At 75.2% G+C, this 20900-nt stretch carries 2 protein-coding genes; both read left to right on the plus strand.

The genetic code is table 11. The features are described from left to right. The first annotated feature begins 42 nt into the window (after positions 1 to 42). Entirely contained in the window at positions 43 to 5064 is a 5022-nt protein-coding gene (locus tag ACZ6ZT_RS22605; protein ID WP_469721570.1) for a type I polyketide synthase, read from the plus strand. A gap of 291 nt (positions 5065 to 5355) precedes the next feature. Then, entirely contained in the window at positions 5356 to 20895 is a 15540-nt protein-coding gene (locus ACZ6ZT_RS22610; RefSeq protein WP_469721582.1) for a type I polyketide synthase, read from the plus strand. The last annotated feature ends 5 nt before the right edge of the window (positions 20896 to 20900 follow it).

Consider the following 20900-nt stretch of genomic DNA (forward strand, 5'->3'; position numbering starts at 1 on the left):
TGCGCGGAATTCCTCCCTATCCTCGGATTCCCCTGAACTCCCATGAATTCCCTTGAGCCCGTCCCCACCACGGTCTCGATCACGCGAACAGGTGAAGCGCCAGTGGCGAACGAAGCAAAACTCCGCGAATACCTCAAGAAGGTCACGACGGATCTCGACGAGGCGTACGGACGTCTGCGGGACATCGAGAGCCAGGCCCACGAGCCCATCGCCATCACGGCCATGAGCTGCCGGTTCCCCGGAGGCGTGCGCACGCCCGAAGAACTCTGGGACCTGCTGGCCGCCGGCGGCGACGCCCTCACCGAATTCCCCGCGGACCGGGGCTGGGACCTGGACCACCTCTTCTCGGACGATCCCGACGACCAGGGCACCTCGACCACCCGCGAGGGCGGCTTCCTCACCGGCGCCGCCGCGTTCGACGCCGACTTCTTCGGGATCTCCCCGCGCGAGGCCATGGCGATGGACCCGCAGCAGCGGCTGCTGCTGGAGACCTCGTGGGAGGCGTTCGAGCGGGCCGGCATCGACCCGCACGCCCTGCGCGGCAGCCAGTGCGGGGTCTTCGTCGGCATGAACGGCTCCGACTACCTCACCCCGCTGCTCGAAGCGGCCGAGGATTACGCCGGCCACCTCGGCACCGGCAACGCCTCCAGCGTGCTGTCCGGGCGCCTCTCGTACACCTTCGGCCTCGAAGGCCCCGCCGTCACCGTGGACACGGCCTGCTCGGCGTCGCTCGTCGCCCTGCACCTCGCCGTCCAGGCGCTGCGGGCGGGAGAGTGCGCGCTGGCCGTGGCCGGCGGCGTCCACGTGATGTCCACGCCCGGCCTCTTCGTGGAGTTCAGCAAGCAGCGCGGCCTGTCCACCGACGGCCGCTGCAAGGCCTTCGCGGCCGGCGCCGACGGCTTCGGCCCGGCGGAGGGCGTCGGCGTCCTGCTCCTGGAGCGGCTCTCCGACGCGCGGAAGCACGGGCGCCCCGTACTGGCCGTCGTCCGCGGCTCGGCGATCAACCAGGACGGCGCGAGCAACGGTCTGACGGCCCCGAACGGCCCGTCCCAGCAGCGCGTCATCCGCCAGGCCCTCGCCAACGCCCGGCTCTCGACCGACCAGGTCGACGTGGTCGAGGCCCACGGTACGGGCACCTCCCTCGGCGACCCGATCGAGGCCCAGGCCCTGCTGGCGACGTACGGGCAGGACCGGCCGGAGGGGCAGCCGCTGCTCCTGGGGTCGGTGAAGTCGAACATCGGGCACACGCAGGCGGCCGCCGGTGTGGCGGGTGTGATCAAGATGGTGATGGCGATGCGCCACGGGGTGCTCCCGCAGACCCTGCACGTGGACGAGCCGTCGCCGCACGTGGACTGGGAGTCGGGCGCGGTCGCGCTGCTCACGGAGCGGACCACATGGCCCGAGACCGACCGGCCGCGTCGTGCGGGGGTGTCGTCGTTCGGGTTCAGCGGGACGAACGCGCACGTGATCGTGGAGCAGGCGCCGGAGGCGGCCGAGGCCTCGGAGGGTGGGGCGCGCTCGGGTATGCCGGTGGTGCCGTGGGTGCTGTCCGGTAAGAGTGCGGCGGCTCTGCGGGCGCAGGCGGAGCGGTTGGCGGGTGTGCCGGGTCTGGCGGAGCTGGATCCGGTGGACGTGGGCTGGTCGTTGGCGTCTTCGCGGGCAGCCCTGGATCACCGGGCGGTCGTGCTGGGTGACCATGCCGCGGGTGTGGCTGCGGTGGCCTCGGGTGGTCTGGCGGCTGGTGTGGTGTCCGGGTCGGTGGTCGGTGGGAAGACCGTGTTCGTGTTCCCGGGTCAGGGTTCGCAGTGGGTGGGGATGGCGGCGGGCCTGCTCGAATCGTCCGCTGCCTTCGCCACGCGGATCGAGGAGTGCGCGAAGGCGCTGGAGCCGTTCACCGACTGGTCGTTGGTGGACGTGCTCCGGGGCGTCGACGGCGCGCCTTCCCTCGACCGGGTGGATGTGGTCCAGCCGGCGCTGTTCGCGGTGATGGTGTCGCTGGCCGAGGTGTGGCGTGGGGCGGGTGTCCGCCCGGGTGCGGTGATCGGTCACTCGCAGGGCGAGATCGCGGCCGCGTGTGTGGCGGGGATCCTGTCGCTGGAGGATGCGGCTCGGGTGGTGGCGTTGCGCAGTCAGGCCATTGGCCGGGTGCTGGCGGGGCTGGGCGGGATGGTGTCGGTGCCGCTTCCGGCCGCTGAGGTGCGGGAGCGGATCGCGCCGTGGGGTGAGGAGCGGATTTCGGTCGCCGCCGTGAACGGCCCGTCGTCTGTGGTGATTTCGGGCGCGGCGGAGGCGGTGGACGAGTTCATGGCCGCGTGTGAGGCGGACGGGACGCGGGCTAAGCGGATCGCGGTGGACTACGCCTCGCACTCCGCACAGGTGGAGCTGCTGCGCGAGGAACTCGACGCGCTGCTGGCCCCGATCGTGCCGCGCGACGCGGAGGTTCCCTTCCTGTCCACCGTCACCGGCGAGTGGGTGAACGGACCCGAGCTGGATGCCGGTTACTGGTTCCGCAACCTCCGTCAGACCGTGGAGCTGGAGCGGGCCACCCGGACCCTGCTCGACCAGGGCTTCGGTGTGTTCATCGAGTCCAGCCCGCATCCGGTCCTCACGGTCGGTCTTCAGGAGACCGTGGAGGACGCGGGCCGTGAGGCCGCCATCCTCGGGTCCCTGCGCCGGGGCGAAGGCGGGCTGGAGCGTTTCTGGCTCTCCCTGGGCGAGGCCTACGTACGCGGTGTGACGGTGGACTGGGAGTCCGTCTTCGCCGGGACCGGCGCCCAGCGCGTCGACCTGCCGACGTACGCGTTCCGGTCGCAGCGGTACTGGCCCGAGCCGGCCCCGGTCGATCCGGAGGCGCCGTCGGCCGGGAGTGCGCTCGATGCCCGTTTCTGGGAGGCCGTGGAGCGCGAGGACCTGGCCGGGCTGAGCGCTGAACTGCACCTGGAGGACGCCGAGCCGCTGACGGCGCTGCTGCCCGCCCTGTCGTCCTACCGGCGGCAGAGCCGTGAGGAGTCCACCGTCGACGGGTGGCGCTACCGGGTCACCTGGAAGCCGCTCGCCGACGCCGAGCCGGCGCGGGCATCGGGGCCCTGGCTGGTCGTGGTCCCGGAAGCCCTGACCGGCCCGGCGGCGGATACGGCCGCCACCGTGCTGCGGGCGCTCGGCGAGCGGGGTGCGCAGGTCCGTACGGCCACCGTGACCGCCGACGCCGCCCACCGTGACGCGCTCGCCGCCGTGCTGGAGGCGGCCACGGACGGGGCCACCGACCCGGCCGGGGTCCTCTCCCTGCTCGCCCTCGGTGGTGCGGGGGCGTTCGCCGCCGGACTGGCGCTGTCCCAGGCCCTCGGCGACGCGGGCGTGGCCGCGCCGCTGTGGTGCGTGACCCGGGGCGCGGTCGCCGCCGGGCGGGCCGACCGGGTCGAGGACCCGGAGCAGGCGCTCCTCTGGGGCCTCGGCCGCGTCGCCTCCATGGAGCAGGGGGGCCGCTGGGGTGGTCTGGTCGACCTGCCCGCCGAGCCGGACGCCCGCTCGCTCGAGCGGCTCGTCGGGGTGCTGGCCGGTGACGGGGCCGAGGATCAGGTCGCGGTGCGGTCGTCGGGGCTGTTCGTACGTCGTCTCGTGCGGGCGCGGCTGGCCGACACCCCGGCCGTGCGCGACTGGCGCCCGGCCGGCACCACGCTGGTCACCGGCGGTACGGGCGCCCTCGGCGCACACGTCGCCCGGTGGCTCGCCCAGAACGGCGCCGAGCACCTGGTCCTGACCAGCCGTCGCGGCGCCGACGCGCCCGGCGCCGCCGGACTGCGCGAGGAGCTGACCGCGCTCGGCGCCCGGGTCACCCTGGCCGCCTGTGACGTCAGCGACCGCGACGCCCTCGCCGCCCTGATCGCGGCCGTCCCCGCCGACCAGCCGCTCACGGCCGTCGTGCACACGGCGGCCGTCCTGGACGACGGGGTCATCGAGACGCTGACCCCCGACCAGGTGGCCGGGGTGCTGCGGGTCAAGGTGGACGGGACGCGGAACCTGCACGAGCTGACGCGCGACCTCGACCTGTCCGCGTTCGTCCTCTTCTCCTCCTTCGCCGCGACCTTCGGCGCCCCCGGCCAGGGCAACCAGGCACCGGGCAACGCCTTCCTCGACGCCTTCGCCGAATACCGCCGGGCCGAGGGCCTGCCGGCCACCTCCCTCGCCTGGGGCCCCTGGGGCAGCGCGGACGGGGACGACAGCGCGGCGGGCGACCGCATGCGCCGTCACGGCATCCTCGCCATGTCGCCCGAGCGGACCCTGACCTCCCTGCGGCACGCCCTGGACCGGGACGAGACCACCCTCACCGTGGTCGACATGGACTGGAAGCGGTTCACCCTCGCCTTCACCGCCGACCGGGCCCGACCGCTGCTGCTGGAGCTCCCCGAGGCGCGGCGCGTCATCGAGAGCGCCGAACGGGAGTCGGCCGAGGACCTCACCGGGGGAGTGCCGCTGACCCGGCAGCTCGCCGGACTGCCCGAGGTCGAGCAGGAACGGCTGCTGCTGGACCTGGTGCGCACGGCCGTCGCCGCCGTCCTCGGGCACGCCGACCTCACGGCCGTCGAAGCCGGCCGGGCCTTCAAGGAGCTGGGCTTCGACTCCCTCACCTCCGTCGAGCTGCGCAACCGCCTCGGCGCGGTGAGCGGGCTCAAGCTGCCGGCCAGCCTGGTCTTCGACCAGCCCACCCCGGCGGCCGTCGCCGCGTACCTGCGCGCCGAGATCGTGCCGGACGCGGTGGCGGGCGGGGCGCCGCTGCTGGAGGAGCTCGACCGGCTGGAATCCGTACTCGAACAGGGCACCGGCGACAACGTCGTACGGGCCCGGGTGACGATGCGGCTCCAGTCGCTGCTGGCGAAGTGGAACGAGAGCGAGGACCCGGCGGCGCGGCCGGCCGGCCCGGCCGGCACCGACGGCGCCGCGCCCGCCGGACCGGCGGGGGACGCGGCGGACGGCGCGGACTCCGGCATCGACGCGGTGGAGCAGCTCCAGGACGCCAGCGACGAGGAGCTGTTCGCCTTTATCAACAAAGGCCTCGGGCGTTATTGACGGGCCGCCGATTTATCGGTGAAGATATCCAGCTCCCCGGGTAATTGACCGGGGAATCACTGCCCCCTACGCATTCCCCTGCCCCAGGGGTGCGTAGGGGGCAGTTAGGGGTTGTAGGACAGATGGGCGAGAAATAGCCTGCGATCGAGCAGTAGCTTCGCGGAGAGCGGAGCGCTCGCATTTCCGATGTCGATTCTCGGGTCTGTACACAGTTTTCCGATGCCGTCTGCTGCAAATGGGTGGTTGCGTTAAATGGCGAATGAAGAGACGCTGCGGGACTACCTGAAGCTGGTGACGGCGGACCTGCACCAGACGCGTCAGCGGCTTCGGGACGTCGAGGCGAAGAACCAGGACCCCGTGGCCATCGTGGGGATGGGCTGCCGCTACCCGGGAGGCGCCACCTCCCCGGAGGAGCTGTGGCAGCTGGTCGCCGACGGCGTCGACGCCATCACCGGGTTCCCCGTCGAGCGCGGCTGGGACATGGACACCGTCTACCACCCCGATCCCGAGCACCCCGGCACCAGTTACGCCGACCAGGGCGGCTTCGTCCGGGACATCGCGCGGTTCGACCCCTCGCTCTTCGGGATCTCGCCGCGCGAGGCCCTCGCCATGGACCCGCAGCAGCGGCTCCTGCTGGAAACCTCGTGGGAGGCCTTCGAGCGCGCGGGCATCGACCCGACCTCCGTACGGGGCAAGCAGGTCGGCGTGTTCGTCGGCACCAGCAACCACGACTACCTGACGGCGCTGCTCAGTTCCTCCGAGAACGTCGAGGGCTACCTCGGGACCGGAAACGCGGCGAGCGTGGCGTCCGGCCGCCTGTCGTACACGTTCGGCCTCGAAGGCCCGGCCCTCACCGTCGACACCGCCTGTTCGTCGTCCCTCGTCGCGCTGCACCTGGCCGTGCAGGCCCTGCGCAACGGCGAGTGCTCGATGGCCCTGGCCGGCGGTGCCACCCTGATGGCCGCGCCGGGCACCTTCATCGACTACAGCAAGCAGCGCGGCCTCGCCACCGACGGCCGCTGCAAGGCGTTCTCGCCCGACGCCGACGGCTTCAGCCTCGCCGAGGGCGTCGGCGTCCTGCTCGTGGAGCGGCTCTCCGACGCCCGCCGCAAGGGCCACCCCGTCCTCGCCGTGGTCCGCGGCACCGCGGTGAACCAGGACGGCGCCTCCAACGGTCTGACCGCCCCCAACGGCCCCTCGCAGCAGCGCGTCATCCTCCAGGCGCTGTCCAACGCCCGGCTCACGCCCGACCAGGTGGACGCCGTCGAGGCGCACGGCACCGGAACCGGCCTCGGCGACCCGATCGAGGCGCAGGCGATCATCGCCACCTACGGTCAGGACCGCCCCGACGGACGGCCGCTGTGGCTGGGCTCCCTCAAGACCAACATCGGTCACGCGCAGGCCGCCGCCGGTGTCGCCGGTGTCATCAAGAGCGTCATGGCGATGCGCAACGGCGTGCTGGCGCGGACCCTGCACCTGGACGAACCGACCCCGCACGTCGACTGGTCGGCGGGCGAGGTGTCCCTGCTCACCGAGGCGCGGCCGTGGCCGGCGCACGAGGGGCCCCGCCGGATCGGCGTCTCCTCGTTCGGCATGAGCGGCACCAACGCGCACGTCATCCTGGAGAGCGCCGAAGAGGCTCCCGAGGAGCCGGTGGCCGAGGCCGCGGCCGGTCCGGCCGGGGCCGCCGCCGTGCTGCCGGTCGTGCTGTCCGGCAAGACCGGGGCCGCGCTGCGCGCTCAGGCCGCCGCGCTGCACGCCCACCTCACGGACCGCCCCGGTCTGCGCGTCCTGGACGTCGCGCACGCGCAGGCCCTCACCCGGGCCGCCCTCGACCGCCGCGCGGCGGTCGTCGCCGAGAGCCGCGACGAGCTGCTGGCGGGACTCGCCGCGCTCGCCGAGGGCCGCACGGCGGCCGATGTGGTCGAAGGATCGGCCACGGAAGGCAAGCTGGCGTTCCTGTTCACCGGCCAGGGCAGCCAACGCCTCGGCATGGGGCGCGAACTGTACGAGACCTACCCGGTGTTCGCGGACGCGCTGGACGAGGTGTGCGCCCGTATCGAACTGCCGCTGAAGGAGGCGCTGTTCGGCGCCGACGCGGCGCTGCTGGACCGTACGGAGTACGCCCAGCCGGCACTGTTCGCCGTCGAGGTGGCGCTGTACCGGCTGGTCGAGTCGTGGGGTCTGAAGCCGGACTTCGTCTCCGGGCACTCGATCGGTGAGATCGCCGCCGCGCACGTGGCGGGCGTGTTCTCGCTCGATGACGCGTGCACGCTGGTCGCGGCGCGCGGCCGGCTGATGCAGGAGCTTCCGTCCGGTGGCGTGATGATCGCGCTCCAGGCGTCGGAGGACGAGGTCCTGCCGCTGCTCACCGACGGCGTGAGCATCGCCGCCGTGAACGGGCCGTCGTCGGTGGTCATCGCCGGTGACGAGGACGCGGCGGCCGCCATCGTGGCGGCTTTCCCGGACCGCAAGTCAAAGCGCCTCACCGTCTCGCACGCTTTCCACTCCCCGCACATGGACGGCATGCTCGACGCCTTCCGCGAGGTCGCGCGCGGGCTGACGTACACGGCTCCCCGCATCCCGGTCGTCTCCAACCTGACCGGCGCCCTCGTGACGGACGAGATGACCGCGCCCGAGTTCTGGGTCCGCCACGTCCGCGAAGCCGTCCGCTTCCTCGACGGCATCCGCTGGCTGGAGAGCCGCGGCGTCACCGCGTACGTGGAGATCGGCCCCGGCGGCGTCCTCTCCGGCCTCGGCCAGGACTGCCAGAGCGCCACCGGTGCCCGCGCCGCCGCGTTCCTGCCCGCGCTGCGCACCGGCCGCCCCGAAGCCCGCTCGCTGGCCGCCGCCGTCGCCGGCGCCCACGTACGCGGCCTCTCCCCGGACTGGGCCGCCCGGTTCGCCGGGACCGGCGCGCGCCGCGTGGACCTGCCGACGTACGCCTTCCAGCGCGAGCCGTACTGGCCCCGCGACCCCTTCAACGACCTGACCGCTCCCGCCGACGGCCGGGAACCGGGCACCATGGACGCCGCGTTCTGGGAGGTCGTCGACAGCGAGGACCTGGCCGCCTTCGCCGACACCCTCGGCATCGACGGCGACGAGCCGCTCAGCGGCGTACTGCCCGCGCTCTCCGCCTGGCACCGCCGCCACCGCGACCGCGACACCGTCGGCGGCTGGCGCTACCGCATCACCTGGAAGCCGCTCACCGCTGCCGAGCCCGGCCCGGTCGCCGGGCACTGGCTCCTCGTCGTGCCCGCCGGGTACGAGGACGCCCCCTGGGCCCTCGCCGCCGCGCGGGCCCTGACCGCGCGCGGGGTCACCGTCGCCACCCTGACGGCCGACGCGACGGCCGACGGCCGCGCCACCCTCACCGCCCGCATCACCGAAGCCCTCGCGGGCGCGGAGGCACCCGCCGGGGTGCTCTCGCTGCTCGCCCTCGACGAGCGGCCGCACCCCGAGGACCCGGCACTGCCCGCCGGCCTCGCCGCCACCCTCGCCCTCATCCAGGCGCTGGGTGACGCGGCCGTCGACGCCCCGCTCTGGGCCGCCACCCAGGGCGCGGTGTCCACCGGCCGCTCCGACCGGCTCACCGCACTCGCGCAGGCGCCCGTCTGGGGTCTCGGCCGCAGCGCCGCCCTCGAACTGCCGGGCCGCTGGGGCGGCCTCGTGGACCTGCCCGCCACCCCCGACGAACGGGCGGCCGGCCGGCTCGCGGACGTCCTCGGCGGCCTCGGCACCGAGGACCACCTCGCCGTACGTTCCACCGGGATCTTCGTCCGCAGGCTGACCCGCGCCCCCGAGGAGCAGATCCCCGCCGAGGAGTGGACCGCCTCCGGCACCGCCCTCGTCACCGGGGCGACCGGCGCGCTCGGCCGGCACGTGGCCCGCTGGCTCGCCCGGACCGGCGCCGCGCACCTGCTGCTGGTGAGCCGCAGCGGGTCCGCCGCCGAGGGCGCCGACGCGCTCGCCGCCGAGCTGCGCGCGCTGGGCGCCCGCGTCACCTTCGCCGCCTGTGACGTGGCCGACCGCGACGCGGTGGCCGCACTCCTCGCCGCCGTCCCGGCCGAACTCCCGCTGACCACCGTCGTCCATGCCGCCGGCGTGCTGGACGACGGCGTCCTGGACGCCCAGACATCCGGGCGCATGGCGGGCGTCCTGCGCCCCAAGGCCCACGCCGCGCAGGTCCTGCACGAGCTGACCCGCGACCTGGACCTCTCCGCGTTCGTCCTCTTCTCCTCCCTCGCCGCCGCCTTCGGCGCCGCGGGACAGGCCAACTACGCCGCCGCCAACGCCTTCCTTGACGCGCTGGCCGAGCAGCGCCGCGCCGACGGCCTGCCCGCCACCGTGATCTCCTGGGGCGCCTGGGCCGAGGGCGGCATGGCCGCCGACGGACTCGTCGCCGAACGGCTGCGCGCCGCCGGACTTCCCGCCCTCGCCCCCGAGCTGGCCCTCGCGGCGATGCACACGGCGCTCACCCTGGACGAGACCGCCTCCGTCGTCGCCGACATCGACTGGGAGCGCCTGGCGCCCGGCCTCACCGCCGTGCGCCCCTGCCCGCTGATCGCCGACCTGCCCGACGCCGCGTACGCCCTCACCGCGTCCGGTGCGTCCGACCCCGCTGGTCAGGGGCCCGCGGACAGTTTCGCGACGGAGCTCGCCGAGGCACCGGCGGCCGAACGCGACGCCCTCGCGCTCGACTTCGTCCGTACGCAGATAGCCGCCGTCCTCGGCTACCCGGGGGCCGCCGCCGTCGACCCGGCCATCGCCTTCCGCGACCTCGGCTTCGACTCCCTGACCGCCGTGGAGATCCGTAACCTCCTCGCCTCCCGGACCGGTCTGCGCCTGCCCGCCACCCTGATCTTCGACTACCCCAACTCCCTGTCCCTGGCGGCCTTCCTCCAGGACGAGCTGCTCGGCGCCGCCCCGGCGGATCCGGCCGCCGCCACCGGTTCGGCGCTCTTGGCCGGCGCCGCCGACGATCCCATCGCCATCGTCGCGATGAGCTGCCGTTTCCCGGGCGGGGTGCGCACCCCCGAAGAGCTGTGGGAGCTGCTCGCCGACGGCCGGGACGCCATCGGCGGCTTCCCCGCCGACCGCGGCTGGGACCTGGACGGCCTGTACGACCCGGAGTCCGTCACCGAGAACACCACCTACGTCCGCGAGGGCGGCTTCCTCGCCGACGCCACCGCCTTCGACCCCGCCTTCTTCGGCATCTCGCCGCGCGAGGCCCTCGCCATGGACCCGCAGCAGCGGCTGCTGCTGGAGACCTCGTGGGAGGCCTTCGAGCGGGCCGGCATCGACCCCGCCACCGTGCGCGGTGAGCGGATCGGCGTCTTCACCGGCACGAACGGGCAGGACTACCTCGACGTCATCCTCGCCGCCCCCGACGGCAGCGAGGGCTTCCTCGGCACCGGCAACGCGGCGAGCGTCGTCTCCGGCCGCGTCAGCTACGTCCTCGGCCTGGAGGGCCCCGCCGTCACCGTCGACACGGCGTGCTCGTCCTCCCTGGTCGCCCTGCACTGGGCGATCCAGGCGCTGCGGGCCGGAGAGTGCACCATGGCCCTCGCGGGCGGCGTGACCGTGATGTCCACGCCCGCCTCCTTCATCGACTTCAGCCGCCAGCGCGGCCTGGCCGCCGACGGCCGCATCAAGGCCTTCGCGGCCGGCGCGGACGGCACCGGCTGGGGCGAGGGCCTCGGCATGCTGCTCGTCGAGCGGCTCTCCGACGCCCGCCGCAACGGGCACCCGGTCCTCGCCCTGGTCCGCGGCTCGGCCGTGAACCAGGACGGTGCCAGCAACGGTCTGACGGCTCCCAACGGCCCCTCCCAGCAGCGGGTCATCCGCCAGGCGCTCGCCAGCGCCGGCCTGTCCGCCGCCGAGGTCGACGCGGTCGAGGCGCACGGTACGGGCACCCGGCTCGGCGACCCCATCGAGGCGCAGGCGCTGCTGGCCACGTACGGCCGGGGGCGCGCCGACGGGCAGCCCCTGCTGCTCGGCTCGATCAAGTCGAACTTCGGCCACACCCAGGCCGCCGCCGGCGTCGCCGGTGTCATGAAGATGGTGCTGGCCATGCGGCACGGAGTGCTGCCGCGCACCCTCCACGTGGACGAACCGTCCCCGCACGTCGACTGGACGGCCGGAGACGTGGCCCTGCTGACCGAGCCGGTGCCGTGGCCCGAGACCGGGCGCCCGCGCCGGGCCGGCGTGTCCTCGTTCGGCATCAGCGGCACCAACGCCCACACCATCATCGAACAGGCCCCGCAGACGGAGTCGCCCGCGCAGACCGAGCCGCCCGAGCCCTCCGCGGCGAGCGGCGTACGGGACAACGCGCCGCTGCCGTGGATCCTCTCCGCCAGGACCGAGGCCGCCCTGCGCGAGCAGGCGCGCGGGCTCCTCGCCCACGCCGAACGGCACCCCGGCGCCCACCCCGCCGACCTGGCGCTGTCCCTGGCCCTCGGCCGCTCCGCCTTCGAGCACCGCGCCGCCGTGGTGGCCGCCGACCGTACGGGTCTGCTCGCCGGACTGGCGGAGCTGGCCGAGGGCCGGCCGGGCGCCGGTCTCCTGGAGGGCTCTCCGGCCGGCGGGAAGACCGCCTTCCTGTTCACCGGGCAGGGCAGCCAGCGCCTCGGTACGGGCCGCGAGCTGTACGCGGCGTACCCGGCCTTCGCGGACGCGCTGGACGCCGTCTGCGCCCGTATGGACGCGCTCCTCGAACTGCCGCTGAAGGACGTCCTTTTCGGCACTGACGCCGCACTGCTGGACGAGACCCGGTACACCCAGCCGGCGCTGTTCGCGGTCGAGGTCGCCCTGTTCCGGCTGCTCGAAGCGTGGGGCGTGCGGCCCGACTTCCTGTCCGGGCACTCGATCGGCGAGATCGCCGCCGCGCACGTCGCCGGGGTCCTGGACCTGGACGACGCGTGCGCCCTGGTTGCGGCCCGGGGCCGGTTGATGCAGGCGCTTCCGGCCGGCGGGGTGATGATCGCGGTCCAGGCTTCGCAGGACGAGGTGCTGCCGCTGCTCACCGAGCGGGTGAGCATCGCCGCCGTCAACGGCCCCCGGTCGGTCGTGATCGCCGGTGACGCCGACGCGGCGGCCGCGATCACGGTGGCGTTCCCGGACCGCAAGACCAAGCACCTCACCGTCAGCCACGCCTTCCACTCGCCCCACATGGAGGGCATGCTCGACGCCTTCCGCCAGGTGGTCGCGGGGCTCACCTTCGCCCCGCCCCGCATCCCGGTCGTCTCGAACCTGACCGGCGCCCTCGTCACCGACGAGATGTCGACGCCCGAGTTCTGGGTCCGGCACGTCCGCGAGAGCGTCCGCTTCCTCGACGGCGTCCGCGCCCTGGAAGCCGCCGGGGTGACGGCGTACCTCGAACTGGGCCCGGACGGCGTGCTCAGCGCCCTCGCCCAGGACTGCGTGACGGAAGAAGCCGTCTTCGTCCCCGTGCTGCGCGGCGGCCGCCCCGAAGCCGGGACCGTCACCACCGCCCTCGCCCGGGCCCACGTGCACGGCGTCGCCGTCGACTGGGCGGCGTACTTCTCCGGCACCGGCGCCCGCCGCGTCGACCTGCCCACCTACCCCTTCCAGCGGCAGCGCTACTGGCCCGCCGTCTCCGGCCTCCACCTCGGCGACGTCACCGCGATCGGCCTCGACGACACGGCCCACCCGCTGCTCAGCGCCGGTGTCGCCCTGCCCGAGTCGGACGGCATGGTGTTCTCCGGCCGCCTGGCCCTGTCCACCCACCCCTGGCTCGCCGACCACGCCATCCTCGGCAGCGTCCTGCTGCCCGGCACGGCCTTCGTGGAACTCGCCACCCGCGCCGGCGACCAGCTGGGCTGCGACCACCTCGAAGAGCTCACCCTCGAAGCCCCCCTGGTCCTGCCCGAGCACGGCGGCGTCCAGCTGCGCGTCTGGGCCGGCGCCGCCGACGAGGCGGGCCGCCGTCCCTTCGCCCTGCACTCCCGGGCCGAGGGCGTCCCCGCCGAGGAGCCCTGGACCCGGCACGCCGCCGGCGTCCTCGCCGAAGCCGGCCGTACCGCCGCCGGCTTCGACCTGACCGCCTGGCCCCCGGCCGGCGCGGCCGAGGTGCCGCTCGACGGCCGCTACGAGGCACTCGACGCCATCGGCTTCGCCTACGGCCCCACCTTCCGCGGCCTGCGCGCGGCCTGGCAGCAGGGCGACGCGGTGTACGCCGAGGTCAGCCTGCCCGAGGGCACCGAAGACCAGGCAGGCCGCTTCGGCCTGCACCCCGCGCTCCTCGACGCGGCCCTGCACGCCATCGGACTCGGCGGCATCGGCGCCGACGACGGCCGCGGCCGGCTGCCCTTCGCCTGGAGCGGCGTGTCGCTGTACGCGGGCGGTGCGAGCGCGCTGCGCGTCCGCCTCACCCCGGCCGGCGCCGAAGGGGTCCGGCTGGAGATCGCCGACGCCGGCGGCGCCCCCGTCGCGGTCGTCGCGTCGCTGGGCCTGCGCCCGGTGAGCGCCGACCAGCTGCGCGCCGCCCGTGCCACCCACCACGAGTCCGTCTTCCGCCGGCAGTGGACCGAGCTCACCGGGCTGACCCTCACCGCCCCGGACGCCACGCGCTACGCCCTCCTCGGCGGCGCGGCGGCCGAGGACGCGGCCCTGGGCGCGGCGGACGCCGACCGCTACGCCGACCTGGCGGCACTGGCCGCCGCCGTCGACGCGGGGGCCCCCGTACCGGACGAGGTGTTCGTCCACCTCGCCCCGACGTCCGCCCCGCTGTCCGCCGCCACCGTGCACCAGGCCGCGCACGACGCGCTCGCCCTGGCCCGGGCGTGGCTCGCCGACGAGCGGTTCGCCACCGCCCGGCTGGTGTTCGTCACCCGAGGCGCGGTGCCCGCGACCCCCGACGAGGACGTGAGCGACCTCGCCGCGGCCACCGTGTGGGGCCTGCTGGGGTCCGCGCAGACGGAGAACCCCGGCCGGTTCGCCCTCGTCGATGTTGGGCCCGGCAGCGGTGACGCCGCCGTCCTGCGCGCCGCGCTCACCTCCGAGGAGGAACGCTTCGCCCTGCGCGACGGCGCCGTCCTCGTCCCGCGCCTGGCCCGCGTCGAAACCGGCCGCGACCAGGACGCCCAGGACGACGACGCGCCCCGGGACGGCAATGGCCGCGCCCCGGCGTTCGGACCCCACGGCACCGTACTGATCACCGGCGCCACCGGCGCCCTCGGCGGTCTGATCGCCCGTCACCTGGCCACCGCCCACGGCGTGCGCCGGCTGCTCCTGGTCGGCCGGCGCGGCGCCGACGCGCCCGGCACGGCCGAACTGATCGCCGAACTCGCGGCGTCGGGGGCCACCGCCACCTGGGCGGCCTGTGACGTGGCCGACCGGGACGCCCTCGCCGCACTGCTCGGGCGGATCCCCGCCGAGCACCCGCTGACGGCGGTCGTCCACACCGCCGGCGTCCTCGACGACGGCGTCCTGTCCTCGCTGACCCCCGACCGGTTGTCGGCGGTCCTGCGCCCCAAGGTGGACGCGGCGTGGAACCTGCACGAGCTGACCCGCGAACTGGCTCCGGACCTGGCCGCCTTCGTGCTCTTCTCCTCCACCTCCGGTCTCTTCGGCGGCCCCGGCCAGGCCAACTACGCCGCCGCCAACACCTTCCTGGACGCCCTCGCCCAGCACCGGCGCGCCCAGGGCCTGCCGGCCTCCGCGCTCGCCTGGGGCCTGTGGTCCGTCGCCGAGGGCATGGCCGGCGCCCTCGACGCGGCCGACGTCAACCGCATGCGCCGGGCCGGGCTGCCCCCGCTGACGGCCGCCGACGGCCTGGAACTCTTCGACACCGCCGTCTCCCTCGACGACGCGGCCGTGGCCCTGATGCGCGTGGACACCGACGCCCTGCGCCCCCAGGCCGCCGCGGGCACCATCGCCCCGCTGCTGCGCGGGCTCGTACGCGGCGTCACCCGCCGCTCCGCCGAAGCGGCGGCGGCCGCGGCCGGCGACGGGTCGGGACCCCGGGCCCGGCTGGCCGGGCTGTCCGCGGCCGAACAGGAACGCGCCCTGCTGGACCTGGTCCGTACGCAGGTCGCCGCCGTACTCGGCCACGCCGGTCCCACCGCCGTCGAATCCGGGCGGGCCTTCAAGGAGCTGGGCTTCGACTCGCTCACCGCGATCGAACTGCGCAACCGGCTGAACGCCGCCACCGCCCTGCGCCTGCCCGCCACCCTGATCTTCGACTACCCGGACCCCACCGTCCTCGCCCGTCACCTGCGCACCGAACTGTTCGGCGACACCGACCCGGACGCGGAAGCGGCCGCCGCCGCCGGGGCGAGCGCGCCCACGACGGCCGCCGCCGACGACGAGCCCATCGCCATCGTCGCGATGAGCTGCCGCTACCCCGGCGACGTCCGCACCCCCGAGGACCTGTGGCAGCTCCTCACCGCCGGCGAGGACGGCATCACCCGCCTCCCCGAGAACCGCGGCTGGGACACCGACGCCCTCTACCACCCCGACCCGGAACACCCGGGCACCTCCTACGCCCGCGAGGGCGGCTTCCTGCACGACGCCGCCGACTTCGACGCCTCCTTCTTCGGCATCTCGCCGCGCGAGGCCCTCGCCATGGACCCGCAGCAGCGCCTGCTGCTGGAAACCACCTGGGAGGTCTTCGAGCGGGCCGGGATCGCCCCGTCCTCGGTGCGCGGCACCCGTACGGGCGTCTTCGCGGGCGTCATGTACCACGACTACGGGGCGCGCCTGCACGCCGTGCCCGAAGGCGTCGAGGGCTACCTCGGCACGGGCAGCTCCAGCAGCATCGTCTCCGGCCGCGTCGCCTACACCTTCGGGCTGGAGGGCCCGGCGGTCACCGTCGACACGGCCTGCTCCTCCTCGCTGGTCGCCCTGCACCTGGCCGCGCAGGCCCTGCGCAACGGCGAGTGCTCCCTCGCCCTCGCGGGCGGTGTCACCGTGATGTTCACGCCCGGCACGTTCATCGAGTTCAGCCGCCAGCGCGGGCTCGCCGCCGACGGCCGCTGCAAGTCCTTCGCCGCCGCCGCCGACGGCACCGGCTGGGGCGAGGGTGCGGGCATGCTGCTGCTGGAGCGGCTCTCCGACGCCCGCCGCAACGGCCACCAGGTCCTCGCGGTCGTCCGCGGCTCCGCCGTCAACCAGGACGGCGCCTCCAACGGCCTCACCGCCCCCAACGGCCCCTCCCAGCAGCGCGTCATCCGCCAGGCCCTCGCCAACGCCCGCCTCACCGGCGCGGACGTCGACGTGGTCGAGGCGCACGGCACCGGCACCACCCTCGGCGACCCCATCGAGGCCCAGGCCCTGCTCGCCACCTACGGCCGCGACCACAGCGGCGACCGGCCGCTGCTGCTCGGCTCGGTGAAGTCCAACCTCGGCCACACCCAGGCCGCCGCCGGCGTGGCGGGCATCATCAAGATGGTCATGGCGATGCGCCACGGCATCGTGCCCAAGACCCTGCACGTGGACGAGCCCACCCCGCACGTCGACTGGTCGGCGGGCGCCGTGTCCCTGCTCACCGAACAGGTGGAGTGGCCCGAGACGGGCCGTCCGCGCCGCGCCGGCGTCTCCTCCTTCGGCATCAGCGGGACGAACGCGCACGCCGTCATCGAGCAGGCCCCCCAGCCCGCCGACCCCGAGCCCCTGCCGCAGGTGGAGCCGGGCGAGGCCCCGTACCCGCCCGTGGTCCTGTCGGCCCGCGGCGAGGACGCGCTGCGCGCCCAGGCCCGCCTGCTCCACACCCGCGTCCACGCCGACACCGCGCTGCGCACCGCCGATCTCGCCCTGTCGCTGGCCACCAGCCGCTCGGCCCTGGAGCAGCGCGCCGCGCTGGTGACCGGGGACCGTGCGGAACTGCTGGCCGCCCTGGACGCACTGGCCCGCGGCGAGGACTCGGCCGCCGTGGTGCGCGGGACCGCCCGCGAACACCAGGTGGCGTTCCTGTTCACCGGCCAGGGCAGCCAGCGCCTGGGCATGGGACGCGCACTGTACGACGCCCACCCCGTCTTCGCGGGCGCCCTGGACGAGGTCTGCGCCGAACTGGACCGGCACCTGGAACGGCCTCTGAAGGACGTCCTGTTCGGAACCGACGCCGAGGCGCTGGACCGTACCGAGTACACCCAGCCCGCGCTCTTCGCGATCGAGGTGGCGCTGTTCCGGCTGCTCACGGACCAGGGGCTGCGGCCCGACGTCCTGGCCGGACACTCCATCGGCGAGATCACCGCCGCGCACGTCGCGGGCGTCCTCACCCTCCAGGACGCCGCCGAACTCGTGGCCGCCCGCGGCCGGCTGATGCAGGCGCTGCCCACCGGCGGGGTGATGATCGCCGTCCAGGCCACGGAGGACGAGGTCCTCCCGCTGCTGACCGAGCGGGTGAGCGTCGCCGCCGTCAACGGCCCCCGGTCGGTCGTGATCGCCGGGGACGCGGACGCGGCCGCCGCGATCGCCGCGCACTTCGAGGAGCGCGGCGCCAAGACCAAGCGGCTGGCCGTCAGCCACGCCTTCCACTCCCCGGACATGGACGGCATGCTGGCCGACTTCCGCAAGGTCGCCGAGGGCCTGGTCTACGAGAACCCCCGCATCCCGGTCGTCTCCTGCCTCACCGGCGCGCTCGTCACCGACGAGATGGCCTCCGCCGACTTCTGGGTCCGCCACGTCCGCGAAGCCGTCCGCTTCCACGACGGCGTCCGCGCCCTGCACGCCGCCGGGGTGACGGCCTACGTCGAACTCGGCCCCGACTCCACCCTGTCCGCACTGGTCCAGGACTGCCTGCCCGAAGGCGCCGACGCCGGTGAGCCGGCGCTCTGCCTGCCCGTCCTGCGCACCGGCCGCCCCGAGCCCGAGACGCTCACCGCCGCCCTCGCCCGGGCCCACGTCCACGGCATCGGCGTCGACTGGACGGCGTACTTCTCCGGCACCGGTGCCCGGCGCGTCGACCTGCCCACGTACGCCTTCCAGCGCAAGCGGTACTGGCTCGACGTCGGCCTCTCCGTCGAGGACGTGCTGGCGGCCGGCCTGGAGTCCGCCGACCACCCGCTGTTCGGCGCCACCGTGGCCCTGCCCGGCTCGGACGGCCTGGTCCTCACCGGACGCCTCGCCCTCTCCTCCCACCCCTGGCTGGCCGACCACACCGTCATGGACACCGTCCTGCTGCCCGGGACCGCCTTCGTCGAACTCGCCCTGCGGGCCGGCGCGGAAGCCGGCTGCGACACCGTCGAAGAACTGGCCATCGAGGCTCCGCTCGCCCTCCCCGAACAGGGCGCCGTCCAGATCCAGCTGGCCGTCGACGCCGCCGACGAGGCGGGCCGGCGCTCCCTGACCCTGCACGCCCGCCCGGCCGACGCCCCCGCCGAAGAGCCGTGGACCCGGCACGCCACGGGCGTACTCGCCCCGGCCGGCCCGGCCCGCGCCTTCGACCTGACCGCGTGGCCGCCGGCCGACGCCGAACCGGTACCCCTCGACGGCTTCTATCCGGCCGCGGCCGCCGCCGGCCTCGCGTACGGGCCCCTCTTCCAGGGCCTGCGCGCCGCCTGGCGGCGCGACGGCGAACTCTTCGCCGAGGTCGCCCTCGACGCGGCCTACGAGCCCGACGCCGCCGCCTACGGGGTCCACCCGGCGCTCCTCGACGCCGCCCTCCAGGCCATCGGCCTCGCAGCGCCCGACGGCGCCGACGCGGCGGACGGCGTACGGCTGCCCTTCGCCTGGACCGGCGTACGCCTCCACGCGGCCGGCGCCGCCGAACTGCGGGTCCGCGTCACCGCCGGCCCCTCCGGCGGCGTGGCCCTGGACGTCGCCGACGCCACCGGCGCCCCGGTCGCCTCGGTGGACTCCCTCGTCCTGCGCCCGGTGTCCGCCGCACAGCTCGGCACCGACCGCGGCGCGCACCACGAGTCCCTGTTCGGAGTGGACTGGGCGAAGCTGCCCCTGGCCGCCGGGCCGGTCCCCGCCGACGAGCGCTGGGCCGTCCTCGGGGCGGACCAGGCGGACTTCCGCGTGGCCGGAGCCCCGCTGGAGGTCCACGCCGACCTCACCGCGCTGCGCGAGGCACTCGCCGCCGGCGCCCCGGCGCCGGACGTGGTGATCGTCCCGCTGTCCGGCACGGCCCGCACCGGCGGCCGGGCGACGGCCGCCCGCACCGCCGCCCACCACGCCCTCGCCCTGGTCAAGGAGTGGCTGGCCGAGGAGCGCCTCGACGCCTCCCGGCTGGTCGTCCTCACCCGGGGCAGCGTCGCCGCCGTCCCGGGCGAGCCCGTCACCGACCTGGCCCACGCCCCGGTGTGGGGCCTGGTGCGCTCCGCGCAGTCGGAGAACCCCGGCCGGTTCGTCCTCGCCGACACCGACGGCTCCGACGCCTCCCTCGGCGTCCTGCCCGCCGCCCTGGCGGGCGACGAACCGCAGCTGGCCCTGCGGGCGGGTGACGCGTACGCCTTCCGCCTGCGCCGCATCGCCCGCACCGAGACCGGCCCCGGCACCCACCCGGCGCTCGACCCCTCGGGCACGGTCCTCGTCACCGGCGCGAGCGGCACCCTCGGCGCGCTCTTCGCCCGCCACCTCGCCGAAGCCCACGGCGTACGGAACCTGCTGCTGCTCAGCCGCAGGGGCGACGCGGCACCGGGCGCGGCCGGCCTGACGCGGGAGCTGACCGCACGGGGCGCCGACGTCACCTGGGCGGCCTGCGACGCCGCCGACCGGGAGGCGCTGGCCGCCGTCCTGGCCGCCATCCCCGCCGACCGGCCGCTGACCGCGGTCGTCCACGCGGCCGGCGTCCTCGACGACGGCATCATCGACTCCCTCACGCCCGAACGGCTCGACACCGTCCTGCGGCCCAAGGTGGACGCGGCCTGGAACCTGCACGAACTGACCGAGGGCCACCGGCTCTCCGCGTTCGTGCTCTTCTCCTCGGTCGCGGGCTGCTTCGGCGCCGCCGGCCAGGCCAACTACGCCGCCGCGAACGCCTTCCTGGACGCCCTCGCCCAGCACCGCGCGGCCCGCGGCCTGGCGGCCGGCTCCCTGGCCTGGGGCCTGTGGGCGACCGCGGACGGCATGGCGGGCGCCCTCGACGAGGCCGACCTGACCCGGATGGCCCGCGCCGGAGTCGCCGCGCTCGCCCCCGCCGAGGGGCTGGCCCTGTTCGACACCTCCCGCACCCTGGCGGACGCCGTCCTCGTGCCCATGCGGCTCGAACCGGCCGCGCTGCGCGCCCAGGCCGCCGACGGCACCCTGCCGCCGCTGCTGCGCGCACTGGTCCGCACCCCCGCCCGCCGGGCCGCCCCCACCGCGGGCCGGGCCGCCTCCCGCGCCGCCGAACCGGCGGGCTCCCTCCAGGAACGGCTCACCGGGCTGACGGCCGCCGACCGCGACCGGACGCTGAACGAACTGGTCCGCTCCCAGGTGGCCGCCGTACTGGGCCACGGCACCGCCGACGACGTCGACGCCGGCCGCGGCTTCCTCGACCTGGGCTTCGACTCGCTGACCGCCGTCGACCTGCGCAACCGGCTCACCGCCGCCACCGGACTGCGGCTGCCCGTCACGCTGATCTTCGACTACCCGTCACCGTCCGCGCTCGCCGCGTACGTGGGGGAGCGGCTCGGCACCGGCGCCGCGGGCGGCACCGGCCGCCCGTCCGTCCACACGGAACTCGACAAGCTCGAAACGATCCTCTCGGCGGTCGCCCCCGACGACTCCGAGCGCGCGGGCATCACCGCCCGGCTGCGCGACCTACTGGCGAAGTGGAACGACACGCACAGTGCACAGGACAACGCCGCGGAAGAGCGCGACCTCCAGGCCGTCACGGCCGACGAACTCTTCGACCTGCTCGACGACGAACTCGGACTGTCCTGAGATGG

It is taken from the genome of Streptomyces sp. NPDC102258, assembly GCF_055584685.1.